Source organism: Holdemania massiliensis AP2 (assembly GCF_000327285.1).
GTDB classification, from domain to species: domain Bacteria; phylum Bacillota_I; class Bacilli_A; order Erysipelotrichales; family Erysipelotrichaceae; genus Holdemania; species Holdemania massiliensis.
The window spans coordinates 855,414-875,438 of record NZ_HE998567.1; the positions used below are offsets into that span (position 1 = coordinate 855,414).

20 protein-coding genes are annotated in these 20,025 nt (G+C 49.5%); 6 read left to right on the plus strand and 14 right to left on the minus strand.

From position 1 onward, the window contains the following. Nucleotides 1–53: 53 nt before the first annotated feature. The 6 genes from pknB to BN162_RS04070 all read right to left on the minus strand — a co-directional run bounded on the left by pknB (nt 54) and on the right by BN162_RS04070 (nt 7,792). Nucleotides 54–1,754, minus strand: coding sequence for a Stk1 family PASTA domain-containing Ser/Thr kinase (pknB, locus tag BN162_RS04045; protein WP_020223798.1), 1,701 nt, complete (start codon nt 1,752–1,754; stop codon nt 54–56). Continuing rightward, nucleotides 1,751–2,500 carry a Stp1/IreP family PP2C-type Ser/Thr phosphatase gene (locus BN162_RS04050; protein WP_020223799.1) on the minus strand — a complete coding sequence of 250 codons (750 nt, stop codon included), beginning with the start codon at nt 2,498–2,500 and terminating at the stop codon, nt 1,751–1,753. The genes pknB and BN162_RS04050 overlap by 4 nt, the downstream gene beginning before the upstream one ends. Beyond that, entirely contained in the window at nt 2,497–3,540 is a 1,044-nt protein-coding gene (gene rlmN / locus BN162_RS04055; protein WP_020223800.1) for a dual-specificity RNA methyltransferase RlmN, read from the minus strand. Before rlmN ends, BN162_RS04050 begins: the two co-directional genes overlap by 4 nt. A 30-nt stretch (nt 3,541–3,570) precedes the next feature. Further along, nucleotides 3,571–4,809, minus strand: coding sequence for a 16S rRNA (cytosine(967)-C(5))-methyltransferase RsmB (rsmB, locus tag BN162_RS04060; RefSeq protein ID WP_020223801.1), 1,239 nt, complete (start codon nt 4,807–4,809; stop codon nt 3,571–3,573). Nucleotides 4,810–4,887: 78 nt separating this feature from the next. Next, entirely contained in the window at nt 4,888–7,053 is a 2,166-nt protein-coding gene (gene priA / locus BN162_RS04065; protein WP_020223802.1) for a replication restart helicase PriA, read from the minus strand. A 118-nt stretch (nt 7,054–7,171) separates the two neighbouring features. Then, nucleotides 7,172–7,792, minus strand: a complete 621-nt coding sequence (locus tag BN162_RS04070; protein ID WP_020223803.1) for a recombinase family protein — start codon at nt 7,790–7,792, stop codon at nt 7,172–7,174. A gap of 260 nt (nt 7,793–8,052) precedes the next feature. Between BN162_RS04070 and BN162_RS04075 the strand changes: the two genes are divergently transcribed. Next, entirely contained in the window at nt 8,053–8,280 is a 228-nt protein-coding gene (locus BN162_RS04075; RefSeq protein ID WP_020223804.1) for a hypothetical protein, read from the plus strand. A 106-nt stretch (nt 8,281–8,386) separates the two neighbouring features. On the opposite strand, the gene BN162_RS04080 is transcribed toward BN162_RS04075, so the two are convergent. From BN162_RS04080 to sufC, 6 genes are read right to left on the minus strand one after another with little or no spacing between them, the layout of a single operon-like run. After that, nucleotides 8,387–8,941, minus strand: coding sequence for a 5-formyltetrahydrofolate cyclo-ligase (locus tag BN162_RS04080; protein ID WP_020223805.1), 555 nt, complete (start codon nt 8,939–8,941; stop codon nt 8,387–8,389). Next, the gene (gene sufB, locus BN162_RS04085; RefSeq protein WP_020223806.1) at nt 8,934–10,343 is read right to left on the minus strand and encodes a Fe-S cluster assembly protein SufB; all 1,410 of its coding nucleotides are present in this window, start codon (nt 10,341–10,343) and stop codon (nt 8,934–8,936) included. Before sufB ends, BN162_RS04080 begins: the two co-directional genes overlap by 8 nt. Then, nucleotides 10,340–10,789, minus strand: a complete 450-nt coding sequence (gene sufU, locus BN162_RS04090) for a Fe-S cluster assembly sulfur transfer protein SufU (RefSeq protein WP_020223807.1) — start codon at nt 10,787–10,789, stop codon at nt 10,340–10,342. The genes sufB and sufU overlap by 4 nt, the downstream gene beginning before the upstream one ends. Nucleotides 10,790–10,806: 17 nt before the next feature. Further along, nucleotides 10,807–12,039, minus strand: coding sequence for an aminotransferase class V-fold PLP-dependent enzyme (locus tag BN162_RS04095; protein ID WP_020223808.1), 1,233 nt, complete (start codon nt 12,037–12,039; stop codon nt 10,807–10,809). Then, on the minus strand, nt 12,018–12,857 hold the full coding sequence (locus BN162_RS04100; protein WP_020223809.1) for a SufB/SufD family protein: 840 nt from the start codon (nt 12,855–12,857) through the stop codon (nt 12,018–12,020). The genes BN162_RS04095 and BN162_RS04100 overlap by 22 nt, the downstream gene beginning before the upstream one ends. After that, a complete protein-coding gene (gene sufC, locus BN162_RS04105; RefSeq protein WP_020223810.1) occupies nt 12,850–13,677 on the minus strand; it encodes a Fe-S cluster assembly ATPase SufC in 828 nt (275 codons plus the stop codon). The genes BN162_RS04100 and sufC overlap by 8 nt, the downstream gene beginning before the upstream one ends. Nucleotides 13,678–13,946: 269 nt before the next feature. On the opposite strand from sufC, the gene BN162_RS04110 reads away from it, so the two are divergent. From BN162_RS04110 to BN162_RS04130, 5 genes are all read left to right on the plus strand, one after another. Next, nucleotides 13,947–15,035, plus strand: a complete 1,089-nt coding sequence (locus tag BN162_RS04110) for a peptidylprolyl isomerase (RefSeq protein ID WP_020223811.1) — start codon at nt 13,947–13,949, stop codon at nt 15,033–15,035. After that, nucleotides 15,035–15,898, plus strand: a complete 864-nt coding sequence (locus BN162_RS04115; RefSeq protein ID WP_020223812.1) for a peptidylprolyl isomerase PrsA family protein — start codon at nt 15,035–15,037, stop codon at nt 15,896–15,898. Before BN162_RS04110 ends, BN162_RS04115 begins: the two co-directional genes overlap by 1 nt. 183 nt (nt 15,899–16,081) lie before the next feature. After that, nucleotides 16,082–17,188, plus strand: coding sequence for a DUF362 domain-containing protein (locus tag BN162_RS04120; RefSeq protein ID WP_020223813.1), 1,107 nt, complete (start codon nt 16,082–16,084; stop codon nt 17,186–17,188). A 12-nt stretch (nt 17,189–17,200) separates the two neighbouring features. Next, on the plus strand, nt 17,201–17,593 hold the full coding sequence (locus BN162_RS04125; protein ID WP_020223814.1) for an HIT family protein: 393 nt from the start codon (nt 17,201–17,203) through the stop codon (nt 17,591–17,593). A gap of 183 nt (nt 17,594–17,776) precedes the next feature. After that, nucleotides 17,777–18,109 (plus strand): hypothetical protein, encoded by a 333-nt coding sequence (locus BN162_RS04130; protein WP_020223815.1) that lies wholly within the window; start codon nt 17,777–17,779, stop codon nt 18,107–18,109. 442 nt (nt 18,110–18,551) lie between these two features. On the opposite strand, the gene BN162_RS04135 is transcribed toward BN162_RS04130, so the two are convergent. Continuing rightward, nucleotides 18,552–19,181 carry a helix-turn-helix domain-containing protein gene (locus BN162_RS04135; protein ID WP_020223816.1) on the minus strand — a complete coding sequence of 210 codons (630 nt, stop codon included), beginning with the start codon at nt 19,179–19,181 and terminating at the stop codon, nt 18,552–18,554. Further along, on the minus strand, nt 19,162–19,836 hold the full coding sequence (locus BN162_RS04140) for a DUF3990 domain-containing protein (RefSeq protein ID WP_020223817.1): 675 nt from the start codon (nt 19,834–19,836) through the stop codon (nt 19,162–19,164). The genes BN162_RS04135 and BN162_RS04140 overlap by 20 nt, the downstream gene beginning before the upstream one ends. Nucleotides 19,837–20,025 lie beyond the last annotated feature (189 nt).

Sequence of the window (20,025 nt, forward strand, 5' to 3'; positions counted from 1 at the left end):
TCGCTTCGATACGCTGCGGCCACTTCCCGCCGTTTTGCTTTTTATTCAGCTGTTCAATAATAATATAAGGTAATGTAGCTTTCTTCATTTTGTTCATACAACGTGCCAAAGCCCGGCGTGCATTGAATCACAACCCCGCGCTCAACACTGGCTGCCTCTTCCTCGCTCATGTTGTCGGTATCGAGTACCGAAAGGATGACTTCCGCGCCCTGCCCTTCCAACAGCGATTGAGCTTCAAAAACATCCATCCCCTTGATCGACCAGTCAATCTGGAAAGTCGGATAGGCGGCGATCACAAAACGAATCGTATTGGTTTTCTGCGGATCAATCTTCGACTGCGGCTCCAGCAGCTCCTGACGCAGAATCGTTCCCGGGGCGCTGTCGCTGGCTTCCTGTGTCGTCTGAATGCGGATATTGGCGCTTTCCAGCTTCTCACGGGCTTCGCTGATCTTCATGCCGACATAATTTTCAATGACGACATACCGCCCCAGCGAGACCTTGACCTTCACCATGGAGCCATTGGTCAGCATTGTCGACGCCGCCGGATCACTTTCATAAATCCGATCCTTCTCCACGTCATCGGTTAAGGAATACGTAATCTCTGAACGATTCAGCTCCAGTCCGACATCGCTCAAGGCCGAAGCAGCCTGTTCTACGGTCAGGTTGTTCAGCGGCGGCACCTCAACGAGCTGGCTTTTGCCGCCCCAGTTGCCGGTCAGCGCTAGGATGAAGATCACCGCGGCAATCGACAACACGACTAAGCCTGTGACTAACAGCGTCATCCAAGCATTGCTTTTCTTTTTGCGTTTCTTTTTCTTTTTTACCGGCTTGGCAGCAGGACGGAATGAACCATTCTCCTTCCGTCGGGCGGTATCCATCGCAATCGTCTTGTTGCCTTCGCTCGGCGTCTTAAAGACAACCCGCGGCTCATTGGCCCGTTCGGGCGACAGGCAGGTCGTCAAATCCTGAAGCATGACTTCACAGCTTGAATAGCGGAAGTTTTTGTTTTTCGCCGTCGCGCGCAGAATCACATTTTCCACGGCCTGGGGCAGCTGCGGATTCAGCGCACGGATCGAAGGAATTTCCTCACGCATATGCTTCATCGCGATCTGCACCGCCTGTTCGCCATGAAACGGGACCTCGCCGGAAAGCAGTTCGTAAAACACAATGCCCAATGAATAAATATCGCTCTGCCGGGTCGCTGCTTCACCACGCGCCACCTCCGGCGCCAGATAATGCACCGAGCCCATAACCGAATCGGACTGTGTCAGCTGCAGGGCATCCTGGGCTAAAGCAATGCCGAAGTCCACGACCTTCAACGTTCCGTCATCCTTGATCAGAACGTTCTGCGGCTTGATATCGCGGTGGATGATATTGCGGCGGTGCGCTTCAGCGACTGCGCTGACCAACTGCTTCATAATGGCGACAGCTTCTTCTTTGCACAAAGCGCCGCGCTGGGCGATCAGCTGCTTCAGATCCTTGCCGCGGACATATTCCATCACAATGTAGTGGTACCCGTTTTCTTCACCGACATCGTAAATATCGACGATGTTGGGATGGGATAACGCCGTCGAGGCATTGGCTTCGCGCTGAAAGCGAAGCAAAGCTACCGGATCGTTGCTTAATTCCCCGCGCAGCACCTTGACGGCGACTTCGCGGTTTAACAGGGTATCGACAGCGACGTAAACATCCGCCATGCCGCCCTGTCCGATATGCTTGACGATCATATAGCGCTTGGCAATCATTTTGTTCATCGCTTATCCCCCGCTTCCTTTTGGATCAGGATGATCGTGATGTTGTCATAACCACCCTGCAGAAGCGCCAGATTCATCAGCTGCTTGCTTTTGCCCTGCAGCGTCTGACGCGGATCGAGCATTACTTTGGCAATCACGCTGTCCGGCACATAACCATGCAGGCCATCCGAACACAATAAAAACGTATCGACCGGATCGTCAATCCGGGTTAAATCAATGCGGATATTCGACCAGATTCCCAACGCGTTGGTCAGCATGTTCCGCTTCGGATGATTCATCATCTCTTCTTCGCTCAGCTCGCCATGATTGACCAGCTCCTGCACCAGCGTGTGATCCTGCGTCAGGCAGCGGAAGCTGCCATCCTGAAAGGAAGCATAGGCACGGCTGTCGCCGATGTTGATCACATAGCTGCCCTGCGGGATCAGCAGCACGCCGACTAACGTCGTCCCCATCCCCTGATAATCCTTGCGGGTCGTGGAAAGGGTGAACACCGTGTCGTTAGCCTTGCGCACCTGATAGCGCAGCCACGTCAGAGCCTCTTCCTCATCCTTGAACCCCTGGTTCGCGCTGAACACCTCGCTGAAATACTGAATTGCCGTCTGCGAAGCGACATCACCGGAATTGCCTCCGCCGATCCCATCGCAGACCAAAGCGAAAACATCGCCAACCTCATTGGAGGCGATGACATAGCTGTCCTGATTGCACGCGCGGACTAAGCCGGTATCCGTAGCGCCGAAGCACTTCATTGTTGGCGCATCCTTTCATGCTTGGCGCGCAGCTGACCGCAGGCTGCGTCGATATCGTTGCCGTGCTCCTGGCGCAGCGTCGCTTTCACACCCTGCTTCATCAAGGCATCGTAAAACCGCATCGCGGATTTGTAATCCGTACTCTTATAGCCGTTTTCATCCACCTGGTTGTACGGAATCAGATTGACGTAAGCATTCATGCCGCGGATAAGCGCAGCCAGCTTGCCCGCCATTTCCGGCGTATCGTTGACACCTTTGAGCAAAATGTATTCAAACGTCAGCCGGCGGTTATTTTCAACGGAATAGCGGCGCAGACAGGCCATCAGCGGACCTAAAGGATAGGCTTTATTGACAGGCATGATTTTGCTTCTGAGCTCATCGGTCGGAGCGTGCAGCGAAATCGCCAGATTGTACTGCTTGTGTTCGGCCGCAAACCGATCAATGCTCGGGACCAGTCCGCTGGTCGAAATCGTAATATGCCGAGCGCCGATGGCCAACCCCTTATCATGGTTAATCGTGTTGCAGAAATTCAAAACGTTGTCATAGTTGTCAAACGGTTCGCCTGTGCCCATAACGACGACATGCGAAATCCGATCAGGTTCTTTATCCAGCTCCAGCTGCACGCTCATAACCTGGGCGACCATTTCACCGCTGGTCAGATCCCGCTGCTTCTTCAACAAACCGCTGGCACAGAACGTACAGCCCATGTTGCAGCCGATCTGCGAAGTCACGCATAAGGAACGGCCGTAGTTATAAGTCATTAACACGCACTCAACGAAGGCGCCGTCGCCCAGTTCAAATAAAAACTTAATCGTTCCGTCGCGCGACACCTGCTTTTCAACGAGCTGAATCGGATTGATGCAGAACTGCGCGTTCAGCTGAGCGATCATGTCCTTGCTTAAATCGGTCATCTGATCAAATGTGACGGCATGTTTGCGGTACAGCCATTGAAAAATCTGATCGGCCCGATATTTTTTCCAGCCTAAACTAAGAACGAGTTCTTCCAGTTGTAAGTAACTGTAATCATAAATTGTTTTCATAGTATCACCGTCCCTTATTCTACCATATTTTTAACGGCGGCGGATCATTTTCGCGATATAAAAGCCATCCTGATCCCCTTCGTCCGGGAAGAACGTTTTCTCATCCTGCAGTTCAAAATCCGGATGCTGGGCTAAAAACGCTGACGTCTGCTTGTCATTTTCCTTGCGGTTGAGCGTGCAGGTGCTGTAAACCAGCGTCCCGCCCACCCGGCACAGCGGCGCGCAGTGGTTTAAAATTTCCGCCTGCAGATTGGCAATTTCGTCCAATGCTTCTGGGGTTAAGCGCAGAAGAATCTCCGGCTTATGCCGCAGCACGCCCAAACCGCTGCACGGCACATCCAAAAGCACCTTGTCAAACTGCCGGCCAGCCAGCTGCTGATCAGCACAGGCAGCATCCAGCATCCGGGTTTCAATGATTGAAGCCCCGACGCGCTGCGCCGCTTCTTCCACTAATTTTAAACGGTGCGGATGCAGATCGCAGGCCAGAATCGAGCCCTGATTGTCCATCATCGCCGCCAGCTGCGTCGTCTTGGTTCCCGGAGCGCTGCAGGCGTCAAAGACGGATTCCCCTGGTTGAGGATCCAGCCACAGCGCGACCTGTTGGCTGGATCGATCCTGGATGACGATTTTCCCTTCGCCAAGCCAAGGATCAGCGACGGGATTGCCGGTGGTCGAAATCGTCCAGCCATTGGACTGCAAAGTCCAGTTCGGGCGCAAAATCAGCTCCTCGGCTTTCAGCTTCAGCGGATTGATCCGCACGCTGACCGCCGCTTCTTCTAAATCGGCCAGTGCGATCGAACGCATTTTATCCTCCCCGTAATGGGCTTTCCACAGATTTAACAACCATTGCGGATGGCTGGTGACCAATGCCAGATTTGCGATGGAATCCGGCTGGGGCAGCGGTCTCTGTCCCCGCCGCAGCACTTGCCTTAACACCGCGTTGACCAACCCTTTCATTGGCTGCGGGCACATCTTTACGGCCTCGTTAACAACCGCGTAGTCAGTGCCCTTATCCAGATAAAAAAGCTGGTACACGCTCATATCCAGCAGCACTGCGACCTTGGCTTCCGGGATCCGCTTCACCAAATCCCGCCATTGCCAGCGCAGCGGCTCCCGATGACGCAGCACACCGTACAGGACAGCCGTCACCCAGCGCTTTTCTTCCTCACTGAGCGCCAAGCCATGCTGACGCAGCCACAAACTGGCATATTGTCCTTCATTGATCACCGCATGCAAGCCCTGCCATGCGGTTTTTCTCGTATTGTTCATCCGCCCTGCTCCTTTGCTTCTTATTGAATCCACTACCGCGGTTTCGCAGTCAGTGCTTGTCTTCATTGCTTCACGCCGCTAATCCAGAATCAGTGGATTGACATCAATGCTCAAATGCGCCTGAGCCCGTTGTGAGCGATACTCTTCCAAGACTTGGGAAAGAACCGCTTTCATCTGATCCAGATTTTTGCTTTTCAGCACCAAGCGGCTGCGGTAACGATCCTGCAGCTTAAACAAATCGCTCGGCCCCAGCACCTTAAACGCGTCGGTCTGTCTCAGCGCCTGGGCAAACCATTGCGCCGACTGCTTCGGCCGCTCCGGATGGCTGTCGGAAAAGGTCAATGCGATCAAATAGGTATACGGCGGGTAACCGCCTAAATGCCGATACTGCATTTCCTGATAGAAAAATCCGGAATAATCCTGCCGGCTGCCGGCTGCCACAGCAAAATGATTCGGATCAAAAGCCTGAATAATCACTTCGCCGGGCGTTGACGAACGACCACTGCGGCCGGCAGCCTGCATGATCAGATCAAAGGTCATTTCCACACTGCGAAAATCCGGCCGGGCGGTTCCGGCATCGGCATTGAGAATGCCGACCAGAGTCACCTGCGGATAATCCAGACCTTTGGCAATCATCTGCGTGCCCACAAGAATATCTGCTTCATGGTGCCCGAATTGTTCCAACAGCGTCTGGTGTGCCTGTTTGCGCGAGGTTGTATCGGCATCCATGCGCAGGATCCGAGCCTGCGGGAATAACCGAGCAACTTCCTCTTCCAGCTTCTGGGTGCCGTAACCCGGAGCCGCAAACGTCCGGGAACCGCATTTCGGGCAGACGGTAATTAACGGATATTCCGACCCGCACAGATGACATTTCATCTTGTTGATTGATTTATGATAGGAAAGCGCCACATCACAATGCGGACACTGCAAGGTTTCCCCGCACTGGCCGCACTTGATCAGCGGGCTGTACCCACGCCGGTTCAATAACAGAATCACCTGTTCTTTCCGGTCTAAGCGTTCCGCAATCTTCTGTTTCAGCTCATCGCTGAGAATGCCTGACTGCGAGCGGCTCTGATTCTTCATGTCCACAACGGTACAGACCGGCAGCTGACGGTTGACCCGCTCTTTCAGCTCCGTCAGTCCATAGACGCCTTTTAACGCTCGGGCATAGGATTCTAAGGAAGGCGTTGCGCTGCCCAAAATCACCTTGCAGCCAAAATACTGCGCGCGATGAATTGCGATATCGCGGCAATGATACTGCGGCAGCGAGTCCTGCTTATAGCTGGAATCATGTTCCTCATCCAGGATGATCAAGCCCAAATGATCAAATGGCATAAAAACCGCTGAGCGCGTGCCGACGACAATCGACGCCTGCTTTTCAAAGACGCGGCAGTATTGTTCATATTTCTGTTGATTGTTCAGCGCGGAATGATAGATCGCAACCTCGGTTGGAAAACGCCCTTTGACCCGCGCGACCATCTGCGGTGTCAGTGAGATTTCCGGCACCAGAATCAAAACCTGTTTGCCCTGGTTCAGCACTTGCCGGGCCAGATGCAGATAGACCTCGGTTTTCCCGCTGCCGGTCACGCCGTGCAGCAACATGACCGCTTTGGAGCTGGTTTCAATCTCATGAACAACCCGCTGCTGATCGGCATTGAGCGGCAAAAAGGCTTCGGCTTGGGCAGCCTGAGGGACGCTGGCTTTTACGGTTCGGCTGTCCAGTCGGACACAGCCCAGCTTTTCCAAGGTCCGCGTGATCGCCGGCGATTGTTTGCGCCAGAGCGACAAGCCTGTCGGTCCCTGTTGCTTCAGCCAGTCCAGCACTTCCTTCTGCCGCGGCGTTAAGTGAGGATGATCGGCAACATAAACCGCAATCTGTTCCATTTTAATTTTCTGATTGGAGCTTTTCGGCTTCAGCTTCGACGGCAGCATCGCCTGAAAACAGGAGATTACCGGAGACAGGGTATCCTTCGCCATCCACTTGGCCAGATCAAACAATTCCGGTGTGATCAGCGCGTTCTCATCAAGCACTGCCAAAATCGGTTTTAATGGACGGCCCTTAGCTAACGTTTTCGCTGGATCTTCTACTTCCGCCACTTCATCGACGAATCCGACGATCTGCCGGCCGTTAAAATCAACGATCACCCGCTTGCCTTTTTCCGCCGGAAGCTGCAGCGCATCATAGGAATAAACCTGGTCCAGCTGCAAAACTGGATGCTCAATCCAAACTTTCGCTACGCGCATACCCTCACCTCCGAATTCTGTCCTTAATCATACCATAATTTAAACGCGGCGAAAATGGCCGATCGGAAAAAGCAGGCTTCGTTCCATGGCTCTGAAATCCATTCTGCCGGCTTTCTGTTTACTGGCTTCCCGTTTCCTGCCGCTGGAGTTTGCGGCAGGTCCGGTAAAACTTTTGATACGACATGCCGCTTTGTGCGATCAGTTCTTTGGATGGCCGGCTCTTTTGCCGCCATTGATGATACAGCGGCATAAATTCCGACGGCACCCTCAGCGGGGGACGGCCTAAATGCACACCCTTTTCCTTGGCGATCCGAATGCCCTCAGCCTGCCGCTGGCGAATCATCTTCCGCTCATTTTCCGCGACAAACGAAAGCAGTTCCAGAACCAGATTGCAGATCAGCGTGCCGACCAGATCCTGATCGACGCTGGTATCGAGAATCGGCATATCGAGAATTTTGATATGAACTCTGCGCGTGCGCGTAATCCATTTCCACTCTTCCAGAATTTCTTCATAATTGCGCCCCAGCCGATCCAGACTTTGAACAACAATTAAATCTCCCGGCTTGACCTTGCGGCGTGTAAGCTTCTGATAGCTTGGCCGATTGAAATCTTTTCCGCTGAGCTTATCCATATAAATCCGCTGCGGGGCAACGCCATACGCAATGAGTTCTTTCATCTGCCGCTCAATGTTCTGATCTTTTGAGGATACGCGGACATATCCATAAATCGTCTGTGACATAACTTCCTCCTCCATGAATTCATTACATCATAGACTCAGAAAAAAAGAGAAGGTAAAAATTACCTCCGATTTTTGCAAGGGACTGTACTAAAAAGGTGTACCTTTTTGAAACAGGTGGGACAAGCTGTAAAAATTACCAGGAAAAGCCAAAATAGGTTTTGACAGGATTCGATCTACCTATTAAAATAAAGAATAGAGAAGTTTGATCAGTGTTTTATAAAAGTACACTTTACTGAAACGATGAAGGAGTGTGATTGAGGATGGCATTAATCGATGAAGTCGCGGATCAATGCGGATTGTTCATCTCCGATTTAAAAGCACAGGACAATCACTCCGTCGTTGCCGGAGTTTTAAAACAGATCGACGCCGAGGCCTTTTCGGCTGCGGACTGGAATCATTTCATGGCTTATCTGTTTGAAGAAGAGGAAACGTTCACGGACGTGAAGCAGGCCCGGCAAGCATGTCTGGATAAATTGAAACCCCAATAAGGAGCGCAAGCTTCTTTTTTCTTGGATAAAAAGAAAAAGTGATTCTCCGCATGAGAGTATCACTTGATCCAATAAGTCAAAAGATTTGTTTTCTTTCTGTTCAAGTTTATAGCGAGCCTTGTTCTGTAAGAATCATATCCAGCGGTATATCAAAGACTTCCGGCTGGAAATTCTCTACGCGCTGCATCGTGTAAGCCAGTCCGACCTTCAGACCGGAAAAATGACACAATACTGAATCATAATAGCCCCGGCCATAGCCGATGCGATTCTTTTCCAAATCAAAGCCCACCACCGGCACAATCATCAGCTCCAGCTCGGACAGCTCCGCTTTGTGCGAAGGCTGGGCAACAGGTTCCAAAAGTTCAAACCGGGAAGGAAGGCAGTCCTGTAAACCTGTAATCCAGTAGAAATCCAGGGTATTCATGCCATCCCGCACAACACATTTAGGCACGGCAACCTGTTTTCCCTGATCTAAAAGATGCTGCAGGATCCGCCGGGTATCGGCTTCATCCTGGATTGAAATATACAGGCCGATCTTTTGGTAGGGTTCCTGCACCTTCATCAGCTGTTCCCGAATATTTTCATCAAACTGGGCCTTTAACAAGGGCGGCAGCTCATGCCGCTTCATCTGCGCCAGCTTCCGCAGGGCTTTTTTATCCAACACTGCCCTCCATATCCAGCTTCAGCAGCTGGTTCAGCTCAACCGCATATTCCATCGGCAGCTCACGCGTAAACGGCTCCAAAAAGCCCATGATGATCATTTCGGTTGCCTGTGACTTCGTCAATCCGCGCGACATCAGATAGAACAGCTGTTCCTCGGAAATCTTGGATACCGTCGCTTCGTGTTCGATTGTTGACGTCCTAGAAGAAGAAACGTTGGTCGGAATCGTATCGCTGCGGGATTGTTCATCCAGAATCAGCGTGTCGCATTCAACTTTGGAACGGGCATATTCGGCCTTCGGCCCATGCTGAACCAGACCGCGGTAATTCACCTCACCGCCTAACCGGGAGACCGATTTGGAAATAATCGTACTCGACGTATGCGGCGCCAGATGAATCATCTTCGCTCCGGCATCCTGGATCTGATGGCGGGCAGCCACGGCGATGGAAATGCACATTCCGCGGGCATATTCACCGACCAACAGACACGCCGGGTATTTCATATTTGTTTGGGAACCAATGTTGCCGTCAATCCACTCCATCGCCCCATGCGCGTAGACTTTCGCCCGCTTGGTCACGAGATTGATGATGTTGTCCGACCAGTTCTGCACTGTCGAGTACCGGCACTTGCCGCCTTCCTTGATGATGATCTCCACCACGGCGGCATGCAGCGAATCCTTGGAATAGGTCGGTGCGGTGCAGCCTTCAACATAATGCACATCCGCTCCCTCATCGACGATGATCAGGGTTCTCTCAAACTGACCCATCTGCTCCGAATTGATGCGGAAATAGGACTGCAGCGGTTTTTCCAGCTTTACCCCTTTCGGGACATAGATGAAGGATCCGCCCGACCACACCGCACTGTTCAGAGCAGCAAATTTGTTGTCGGTATACGGAACAACGCTGGCAAAATATTCTTTCAACAGCTCTGGATACTGCTGCAAGGCAGAATCGGTATCCAAGAAAATAACGCCTTTTTCCTCGACCTCTTTCAGCATGTTGTGATAGACGGTTTCGGATTCATACTGGGTGTTGACGCCGGCCAGAAACTTCTGTTCCGCCTCCGGAATTCCCAGCTTATCAAAGGTTTCTTTAATTGTTTCCGGCACTTCCTCCCAATCCGTTTCTTTCTTGTTGCTTGGACGGATATAGTAGGTATAGTCGTCAAAATTCAGGCTGCTTAAATCCGGTCCCCAGTCCTGAATCGGCATGCTGACAAAGGCATCATAGGCTTTCAGACGGAAATCCAGCATCCACTGCGGTTCGTTTTTGATCTGAGAAATCTCAATCACGGTTTCCCGCGTCAATCCTTTTTTCGTCTTGAAGACGCTGACATCCTCATCATGAAAGCCGTATTGGTAATCGTCCTGTGTTTTCAGGACTGCTTCTTGTTCGCGGCTCATTGATTTTTCTCCCATTCTTCAATCATTTCCTGCATCGCTTTCCAGCCGATCGTCGCACATTTGATGCGATTGGCCTGCTTGCTGACATTTTTAAAGGCAATTGCCTCCTGCAGCAGCTCCGGATCATAATTCTGCTCTTCAATCATCGCAAAGTAATCGGCGATGATCGCTTTGGCTTCAGCAATGCTTTTGCCTTTGAGCAGCTCCGTCATAATCGAGGTGGACGAGGTGGAAATCGTACAGGCCACCCCATCGAAACGCACGTCTTCAATGCTGCCGTTAGGATTGATCTTGGACTGCACTGTAATATCGTCAATACAGGATTCTGAAGCCATGTGTACCTGATGATAGCCCGCTTCTTCCGTCAGCTGGTGATTGTGGGGATATTGATAATGATCCATGATGATCTGACGCAGGATCATCGGATCGTCTAACATACTGGACATAAACTTCCTCCTTTCGATCAGAAGAACAGACCGACGCAGTTTTCCAGCGTGATTTCACTGCACGCCTGGACAAACCGGTCGACGTCTTCTTTGGTGTTGTAAAAATACAAACTGGCACGGATCGTTTCCGAAGTTTTTAAGACATTGAGCAAAATTTTTGCACAATGATTGCCGGAACGCACAGCGATCCCCTGAGAATTCAGATAGCCCGCCGCATCCTGGGCAAAGACATCCTTCACATTAAAGGCGATGATGCCGGTCGGCGAGGTTGGGTTATACAGAATCAGATGATCCAGTTTTTTCAGTTTTTCAATCGCATAGGCCTTCAGCTCGTGCTCATAGGCCTGAATCTGTTCCATTCCGATGCTTTCCAGATAGCGCACGGCCTGCTGCAGACCCAGCACTCCTTCAATGTTGGGCGTACCGGCTTCAAATTTATACGGCGCGTCTTTGAGCAGGATGTTGCCGCACATATCAAAGCGGGCGTTGCTGCCGCCCCCGAGCATAAACGGATCGGTTTTCTGCAGCAGTTCATATTTTCCATACAACACGCCGATGCCGGTCGGGCCACACATCTTATGCGCGCTGAAGGCTAAAAAATCTACTCCCCAGGCTTGGACGTCGGTCGGCGTATGCGGCACCGACTGCGCGCCATCGCAGACGACAATCGCTCCGCTTTCGTGCGCAATCCGGGTCATTTCTTCAATCGGGGCAATATAGCCCAGCACGTTGGTAATGTCCGCCACCGCGACGATCTTGACGTTCTCGTGCATCGCCTGACGGAAGTTGTCCAGGGTCAGCTGACCGTCCTCGGTTAAAGGGATATATTCAATTTTAGCGCCGGTTTCTTCCGCCACTTTAAACCAGGGCAGAATGTTGGAGGCATGTTCCGCCTCCGTCGACAAAATAACATCTCCGGCTTTTAAATATTTCCGGCCATAGCCATACGCCACTAAATTCAGCGAAGCGCTGGCTCCGGCCGTAAAGACAATTTCTTTCGGCTGGGCATGGATAAACCGCGCGACATCCTCACGGGTCTTCTCATAGGCTTCCGAGACTTGATAGGAAATCTCATAGTCCCCGCGGTGCACGTTCGCAGTTTGATCGGTATAGTAACGCACGACAGCGTCAATCACACACTGCGGCTTAAACGTGGTCGCCGCGTTGTCCAGATACACTAACGGATGCGACTGCATCGTGTGATGGTGAAGCATTGGAAAATCCTGTCTTATTTTGAGGACGTCAAACATACTTCATTCACCTTCGTTTCAATTTCCTGCGCCAAGGCCTTCTGCAGATCCGGATCTTCACTGATCCGCACAATCGGCAGTAAATATCCGATGGTAACCAGGCGAATCGCCTCGTCTTCGCTTAAGCCGCGGCTTTGCAGATAATACATCTGGTTTTCATCCATCTGTCCGATCGTCGTTGCATGGCTGGCTTCCACGTCGTTTTCATCAATTAAAAGCTTCGGCAGAATCGAAGCCGTCTGTTTGGCGTCAAAGGTCAGCGCCCGGCTGGTCTGATGACTCTTCGCTTGGCGCGCCCCCTTTTCGATCTTGCCGGTCGCTTCCATGCGGTAACGGCCACCCTGCAGCACAATGCTGTAATTCTCCATGATCCCGCTGGTCTGCCCGGCTTCATGAATGCAGTCGATCACAAACCGTTTTTCCGTCTGGGCAATCACGGCGGACTGCAGCAAGGCTTCCGCACCCGGTTCCTTGAGCATGGTTTTTGAGGACTGCTCAACCGTACCCGGATTCAGCTGGACATAAGCCGCCTTGAACTGGGCATCGCGGTATACTTCATTTTCCTCGGTGATCGTGATCGGCGCGCTGCTTTCATTCCAATACAGCAGCGTAACGCGGCTGCCGGCTTCCGCTTTCACCCTAATCGTCAAGGCGCTGGCCTGACGAATCCGCACAACCACAGCGCAGCAGCTCTGTTTCGGCGCGCTTAAAGCCAGGGTCAGCGGCGCGGGTGCATCAATGACAATCTCACGAATTTGGGAATCTAAGACAACGGAACTGACCGGACTTTCATGCAGGGTCAGCACTGTTTCAGTCATGCTTGCGGCCCCTGGCGCTGGCGGCGCAGCTGCCCAGCGTGAAGGTCAGCTTCACTTCTTCTTTCACCGGCTGCAGATCCAGCTCTTGATACAGCCAGTCGTAGCCGTCCTGATCAATTTTCTGTACCAGCGTTTCATCGCCTTCCATGACAATCCGGCCGTTGATCAGCACGTGCGCATGCGTCGGCTTCAACAATTGATAGAAGCGTTCATAGTGGGAAACGACCACCAGACCCAATCCGGTTTCCTGCTGCATCTGGTTGACGGCATCAGCAACAATTTTCAAAGCATCGACGTCCAAACCGCTGTCGATCTCATCGAGCATCGCCAAGGAAGGCTTCAGCATTTTCATCTGGACGATCTCGTTGCGTTTTTTCTCTCCGCCGGAAAAGCCTTCGTTGAGGAAACGATGCGCCAAGTCCGGCTTCATCTGCAGATCCTGAATGGTCTTTTCCATTTCCTTGATAAAAGCAAACAAAGAAATCGGATTTTCCCGACGGGCATTCATCGCCGCACGCAAAAAGTCAGAGTTGGTGACTCCCGGCACTTCCTGCGGATACTGCATCGCCAGAAACAAACCGGCGCGGCTGCGTTCATCCACGCTCATTTCCAAGACATTGCGGCCATCCAATTCAATTGTGCCTTGGGTCACGGTATATTTCGGATGACCCATAATCGCCGCCAGCAAGGTGGATTTACCATTGCCGTTCGGCCCCATTAAAGCATGTATTTCATGATCGGCGACGGTCAGATCAATCCCTTTCAGGATTTCCTTGCCTTCGACCTCAACATGAAGATTTTTAATCATCAGCTGACTCATTCTCTCATCCTTTCCGCTCATGATTCGAGTTGTTATTCAGACAAAAAATGTCCAGAATGATTATAGCATATTCTGTTTCAGGATGTGCGGATTATTATCTCTCTAAACCCGCCTGCCGAGCGTCTTTTTCCCCTTTTTCTTCCAGGGATGATAGAAAAATGCGCTGAAATGGGGTTGTTCACATAAAATTCAGATAGAAAGGCCGCCGTTCAAATTGCAAAGTCCCTGGAAATACCCTATAATAATAAAGTTCATTAGGAGGTACATTCATGTTACAAACAATCAAAAAGTACTGGTTTGTGTGCCTTGTTGGCGTTCTGTTAATTGGAGCCAGCATTTATTTTGCATACGACCAGAACAAAGGAAAGCTCCCAGGAAAGACAGTCGGCGGCGAGGACGTCGTGTTCTCGATCGGCGATGAGGATATCACAGCCGGCGAGTTCTACGACACGCTGTTTAACGAAATGGGCGTAGCCGGCGTTTATCAGTTCATGGAGAAAGCGGTCGTTGACCCTTCCATTGAAACCACCGAGGAAATGAAGACGCAGGCCAAGAGCTACGCCGATTCCATTACCGCTCAGTATCAGTCCACTTATGGCGATGAGTACAAGGACATGCTGCTGACGGCACTCAACGGCGTAGGCTACAGCAAGCTTTCAGAGCTGACCGACTACTTCATCCATATCCAGAAAACACAGCAGATGATCAAGGATTACATCAACAATCATGCCGACGAATACATTCCGGCCTATGTCGAAGCCAAGAAGCCGCGGATTGTTAGCCATATTCTAATTAAGATGGATGATCCGGCGAATCCAACCGAAGAAGAAACGAATCGTGTCAATGCCGTTAAGGATGCCTTAGCCAGCGGCCGGGATTTCGGGGAAGTTGCTCAGGAATTATCTGAAGATTCAGGATCTGCCGTTCAGAATGGCTCAATCGGCTATATGGATGCGGATACGCAGTTGGTTTCACCGTTCTTAGAAACCGCTTTGGCGATGAATGAAGGCGATGTCAGCGAATGGATTCAGACAACTTACGGCTGGCACATCATTCAATGCGATGTTTCCGATGTTGAATCCTTAAAAGAATATGATGAATTCTACGATGCTTTGGCCACCTATTATCCAAACCTGCAGCCGAAGGTCGTCTGGGAAAAAGCCCAGGAAATGGATCTCGACTTCAAGGGCAATGAAGCGCTGCAGAACAAATTGCTGATCTACATGGGATTAAATGAAACTAACGAACCGGAAGATCAGCCGGAAAATACCGACAATGCTGACAACGCGGATGGCAATCAGGACAACACTGAGGGGCAGCCGCAGGATAATCAGGATGAACAGGGAGGAAACGAATAATGAAGAAGCTAGTTCTTTTAGCCCTTGGGGCCTTATTGTTAGCGGGCTGCAGCGATGCGCGCGCGTCCCTGAAAGATCCGAAAACCGCAGTCTTCTCCGTCGGCGGTCAGACCTTGACCAAAGGTGAGATGTACAACTTCATGCTGGCGCGGGACGCCGGCTACTTCACGATCAATGAAGCGAAGAAAGTCATTTTTGAAAAAGAAGTTCCGGTTACCGATGAAATGCGCAGCGAAGCGGAAGAAACGCTGAACACGTATAAAACGATGCTGGGCGATTCCTTTGCCAGCTATCTGCAGTCTTACGGCTTTGCAGATGAAGAAGAGTATTTGAACAACAGTCTGTTATTGAGCCTGCAGTCGCAGGAATTGACAAAGGTTTATGTCAACGAGAAGTTCTCCGACCTGGTAACCCGGTATTCTCCTAAGAAAATCCGGATTATGCAGTTCACGGATCAGGATACTGCCAACCAGGCACTGGAACAGGTCAAGGGCGGCGCTAACTTTGAAGAAACAGCGACGAGCTTAGGTTCCAGCGTTTCTGCCGCAGAGACGATCGCCACGACGCAGAGCAGCTATGCCACCAACGTGCTGTCCTATCTGTCAGTGATCACGGATCCGACCTTATCGGATGTCATCGCGGATGACAACGGTGCTAATTTCTACATCATCCAGGTCATTGCCACGGATGCCAACAGCTTCAAGGACGAAGCTGTCGATACGATCTCCGCGATCAGCGCTCTGTCTTCGGAGTCTTCCATCTACTACTTTGAAAAATACAACTTCACCGTGTATGACAAGACGATCTTTGATCAGCTGCAGTCCAATTATGCAGACTATCTGATTCAGGCGAAATCAAAATAAACGCAGAAAGACCTGAGGTTTTGCATAAGCAAAAATCCCAGGTCTTTTTTATTGTCTCAGGCCATAAATTGTTTTCTTATTCTCATGCTGAATAAGCACTGCGAATATTTTTCCAATCACTGCGTCAAAGCTGGAAAACTATTCCGCTTTCCTCTATAATAAAGGGCATGGAGGAATAGGAATATGGAGAAAGCAAAAGTTTATACAACGGATTTGAGAACACATGGAACCACCAGTCTGTTAGACAAGCTGGAACGCTTAGTCAAACAGGCCGGAATTGAAAATCTGGACTTCCAGGATAAATATGTCGCGATTAAAATTCACTTCGGAGAACCGGGAAATCTTGCTTATCTGCGGCCTAATTATGCCCACCGTATCGTCGATGTCATTAAAGCCCTGGGCGGCAAGCCGTTTTTAACAGACTGTAATACGCTTTATGTCGGCGGCCGTAAAAACGCCTTGGATCACATTGAATCAGCCTACCAGAATGGCTACAACCCATTCAGCTGCGGCTGTCACATCCTGATTGCGGATGGGTTGAAGGGAACGGATGAAGCGTTAGTTCCCATCCATCAGAAACATGTTCAGGAAGCCAAGATCGGCCGGGCCATCATGGACGCCGATATCTTCATTACGATGACCCATTTCAAAGGGCATGAATCGACAGGTTTCGGCGGTGCGCTGAAGAATATCGGCATGGGCTGCGGCTCCCGCGCCGGAAAGATGGAAATGCACAGCAGCTCCAAGCCGCAGGTGAATCCGGATCAGTGCCGCAGCTGCGGGATGTGTCAGAAGATCTGTGCTCACAGCGCATTGAGCTTTGATGAGAATCACAAGATGCATATCGATCACAGCCGCTGTGTAGGCTGCGGCCGCTGCATCGGCATGTGCAACTTTGACGCGATTGAACCGATGAACGATGAAGCCAATGATATCCTCAACGAGAAGATCGCTGAATACTCCCTGGCCGTTGTTCAGGGTCGTCCGCACTTCCATATCAGCTTTATTATGGACGTTTCGCCTTGCTGCGACTGTCACGCTGAGAATGACCTGCCGATTGTTCCGGATATCGGAATCTTTGCTTCCTTTGATCCTGTCGCTTTGGATCAGGCCTGCGTGGATGCCGTGAATCAGTCTCCGGTCATTGCCGGCAGCGTCTTGGATGAACATGCTCACGAGCATCATGATCACTTTACCGATACCCATCCGGATACCAACTGGCAGTCCTGCTTAGCCCATGCTGAAGAAATCGGATTGGGTGTCCGGGAATACGAATTAATTCACTGTTAAGGAGGAACTTCTATGTGCATTTTCTGCGATATCATTCACCACGAAATCCCATCCAAGGTGGTTTATGAAGATGATCAGGTCTTAGCCATCTTAGACATCGCTCAGGTCACGAAAGGCCATACGCTTGTCATGCCGAAGAAACACGTTGAGAACTTACTGGAATGCGATGACGAAACCGCGGCTCGCTTAATTCAAGTCGTGAAAAAACTCGCCGTTCAAATTCAAGAAAGAACCGGCGCTGCCGCCATCAACATTCTCAACAACAATGGCGAACTGGCTGGCCAAACAGTCAAGCACCTGCACTTCCACATCATTCCTCGCTATAGTGAGAACGATGCTTTCGTTTGTGAGTTCAAAAAATCAGAAAAACAGGATTTGGATGAGGTCTTAGCTCTGATCCACTAACGTCAAAAGGCATGGAAAATCGAGGCTCCATGCTTTTTTCATGATTATAGATAAAGCAATAAGTAAGGTTCTATTTCACATGAAAACAAAATAATTCAAAATGAAATATCCATATTAATTTCATATGATAATGCGCACAATAGAAATAAAGAAGCAATACGCATAACGAAAGAGATTCTTCCCATGTTAAACCCTAATCCTCAGAATACGAATCAAAACAAAAACGATTCGAAAGTCCAAGAACTGGATTATAGCAAGCTGACCATAATATGTCAGGCAGCAACACGCGATCATGCCTCTATCAAAATACCGAAGGACACGCTTTTAGTAGCACTTAAAATTTTGGCTTCAGACGGCAATTCTTTCCTTACGCTAGATGACATTGCCAAGGCTTCCAGATATCTTGACTATGAGCAATTTCTCCAAGTAGTGGAACTGGAAAACTCGGATGCATACGGAAAAAACGTATCTGGTCGGATTGATATTCCAGATGTTTATGGAACATGGAACATGTGATACATCTAGGATGGCTGCTTTAGCAATACGGTCATCTAGCAGAAAAATAGTATAGGCAAAGTCGTATAATTTAAAATTAGCTCCGATTACAACTAAAAAATCGAAGTGAATACGAACACAGATCCTGAACTCACCGATATCAAAACAGGCGGTAATATTCCGATGAATAAACCCATTTCTGTCAAGATCTCTTCATCCTAGTCCTGCAAAAAGATCACCTTCAAACAATCGACCTGTGATCGCACCACAATTTACATACCAGGAGGCAGCAAAATAAAACTGACGGTTTCTTCGCAATATAAGAGAAGAGTCGATTGCCCTATAAGGTATGGAAATCAACGTTGAACGCATTTCTACAGAGATGTTTCATATCGTAGAAGAAAGGTAGAAACAATTTACTCGAAATTTATCAAAAAAAGGCTAGATATTCGCATCCAACCTTTTATTCGAGTTCTTCAACATCAACGCCCAAAGCTTTTGCCAGGGCTAAAGCTGATTTTAATGATAAATTCTCGACTTTTCGTTCACCATATTCCAATCGTTGCACTTGTGAAATACTCATGTGAGCTCGCTCCGCCAATTCCTGCTGCGTCATTCCACGTACAAGACGCAAATTACTGATTGAAGTCTTCTTTACTGGTTTCTGAAGCGCAGCTAATATTTCTACAGTCTTCTGAATATCCGCTTCATGAAGCGTAGGATACAACCTCTGCAGCATTCGAATACTAACACTCCTCCATATCTCTGAAAAGGATTTCGCTGTATACCATTGATAATAAGCGAGTACCCATCCGCACCAATACAGATCGCTTCGTTCTTCTCGCCATGCTGGCTGAGGAAATTCATCCTTGTAATCCATCGATAGCAGAATCATGTAGGCTAACTCTGGTCCTGACTTTCCAGAAACAATCGCGGCCTCCCCAGCTTCAAAGCGACGAGCTACATCACTCTGAACAAACATTTTCCAAAATCCATCAGGATCATAGCCACAATCCAAGCAAGCGTATTCAAGCATGTCGCCCATGCGGATCATAGCACCTTCTACATACATTTCATCGTAAGCGTGTATCATCAGCTTTCACTCCTTGCCGCATAATATCCAGCATATACAGTTCATCTGTACCATAGCTTGATCTACGTTCACTATTTAAATATTCAAATCGTGCAGCTTTATCTCTCTTGGATCTTAACACAAAGTATTTGCTTCTCGGTACACTTTCTGCATGAATAAATCGAATTTGTTCAAATGCTGCTGGCGAAATCAAAACAAACTGTTCACCTAAATTTCCGAGCCGCATTGCCTTTTCCAGCTTCTTCACCGATATTGCATTATTCAGAAAATCCTCCGCAAAAGAGAAATAAGAATCATCCGCACGATAGCCTATGATCACATCGCAAGAGGTCGTATTAACCGAAAAATTCTCTAACAAGTATTCCTTTGCGTCTTTTGCGATAGAATTTGTCAACCGGAATGTACGATTCTTTAAGAGTACAGTTAACCAATGGAGTATTGTAAAATTCGCAGCATTCAAATTCAAGATATCCAATCCAGCAGTATCCATTTCGTAAGCATTGACAAAACCATCATGTTCTGCCGTACAGCTCCATTCTTTAGCCAGTTCAATAGCTTCAGTACAATAAAAGCCTAATCCATAATCATTATACGGCTTTCCTTTCCCATACTCTGGTTTTTCAATCTTATCTTTCGATCCATGATAAATTAACATTTCTACACTCCTCTCGCCAATGACACTATACCCCCATTTGGGGGCTATAGTCAAGAGAGTTTATAAATTTAAATGATGTTCTGCCTAAAAGATTAGGTTGACACCATTTGGAAATTATTCTTTCTACTTCATATTGGTTATTCAATTCTATATTAAGCAGGTTGTTTTTCTTCCTGCTTTTATTATTCG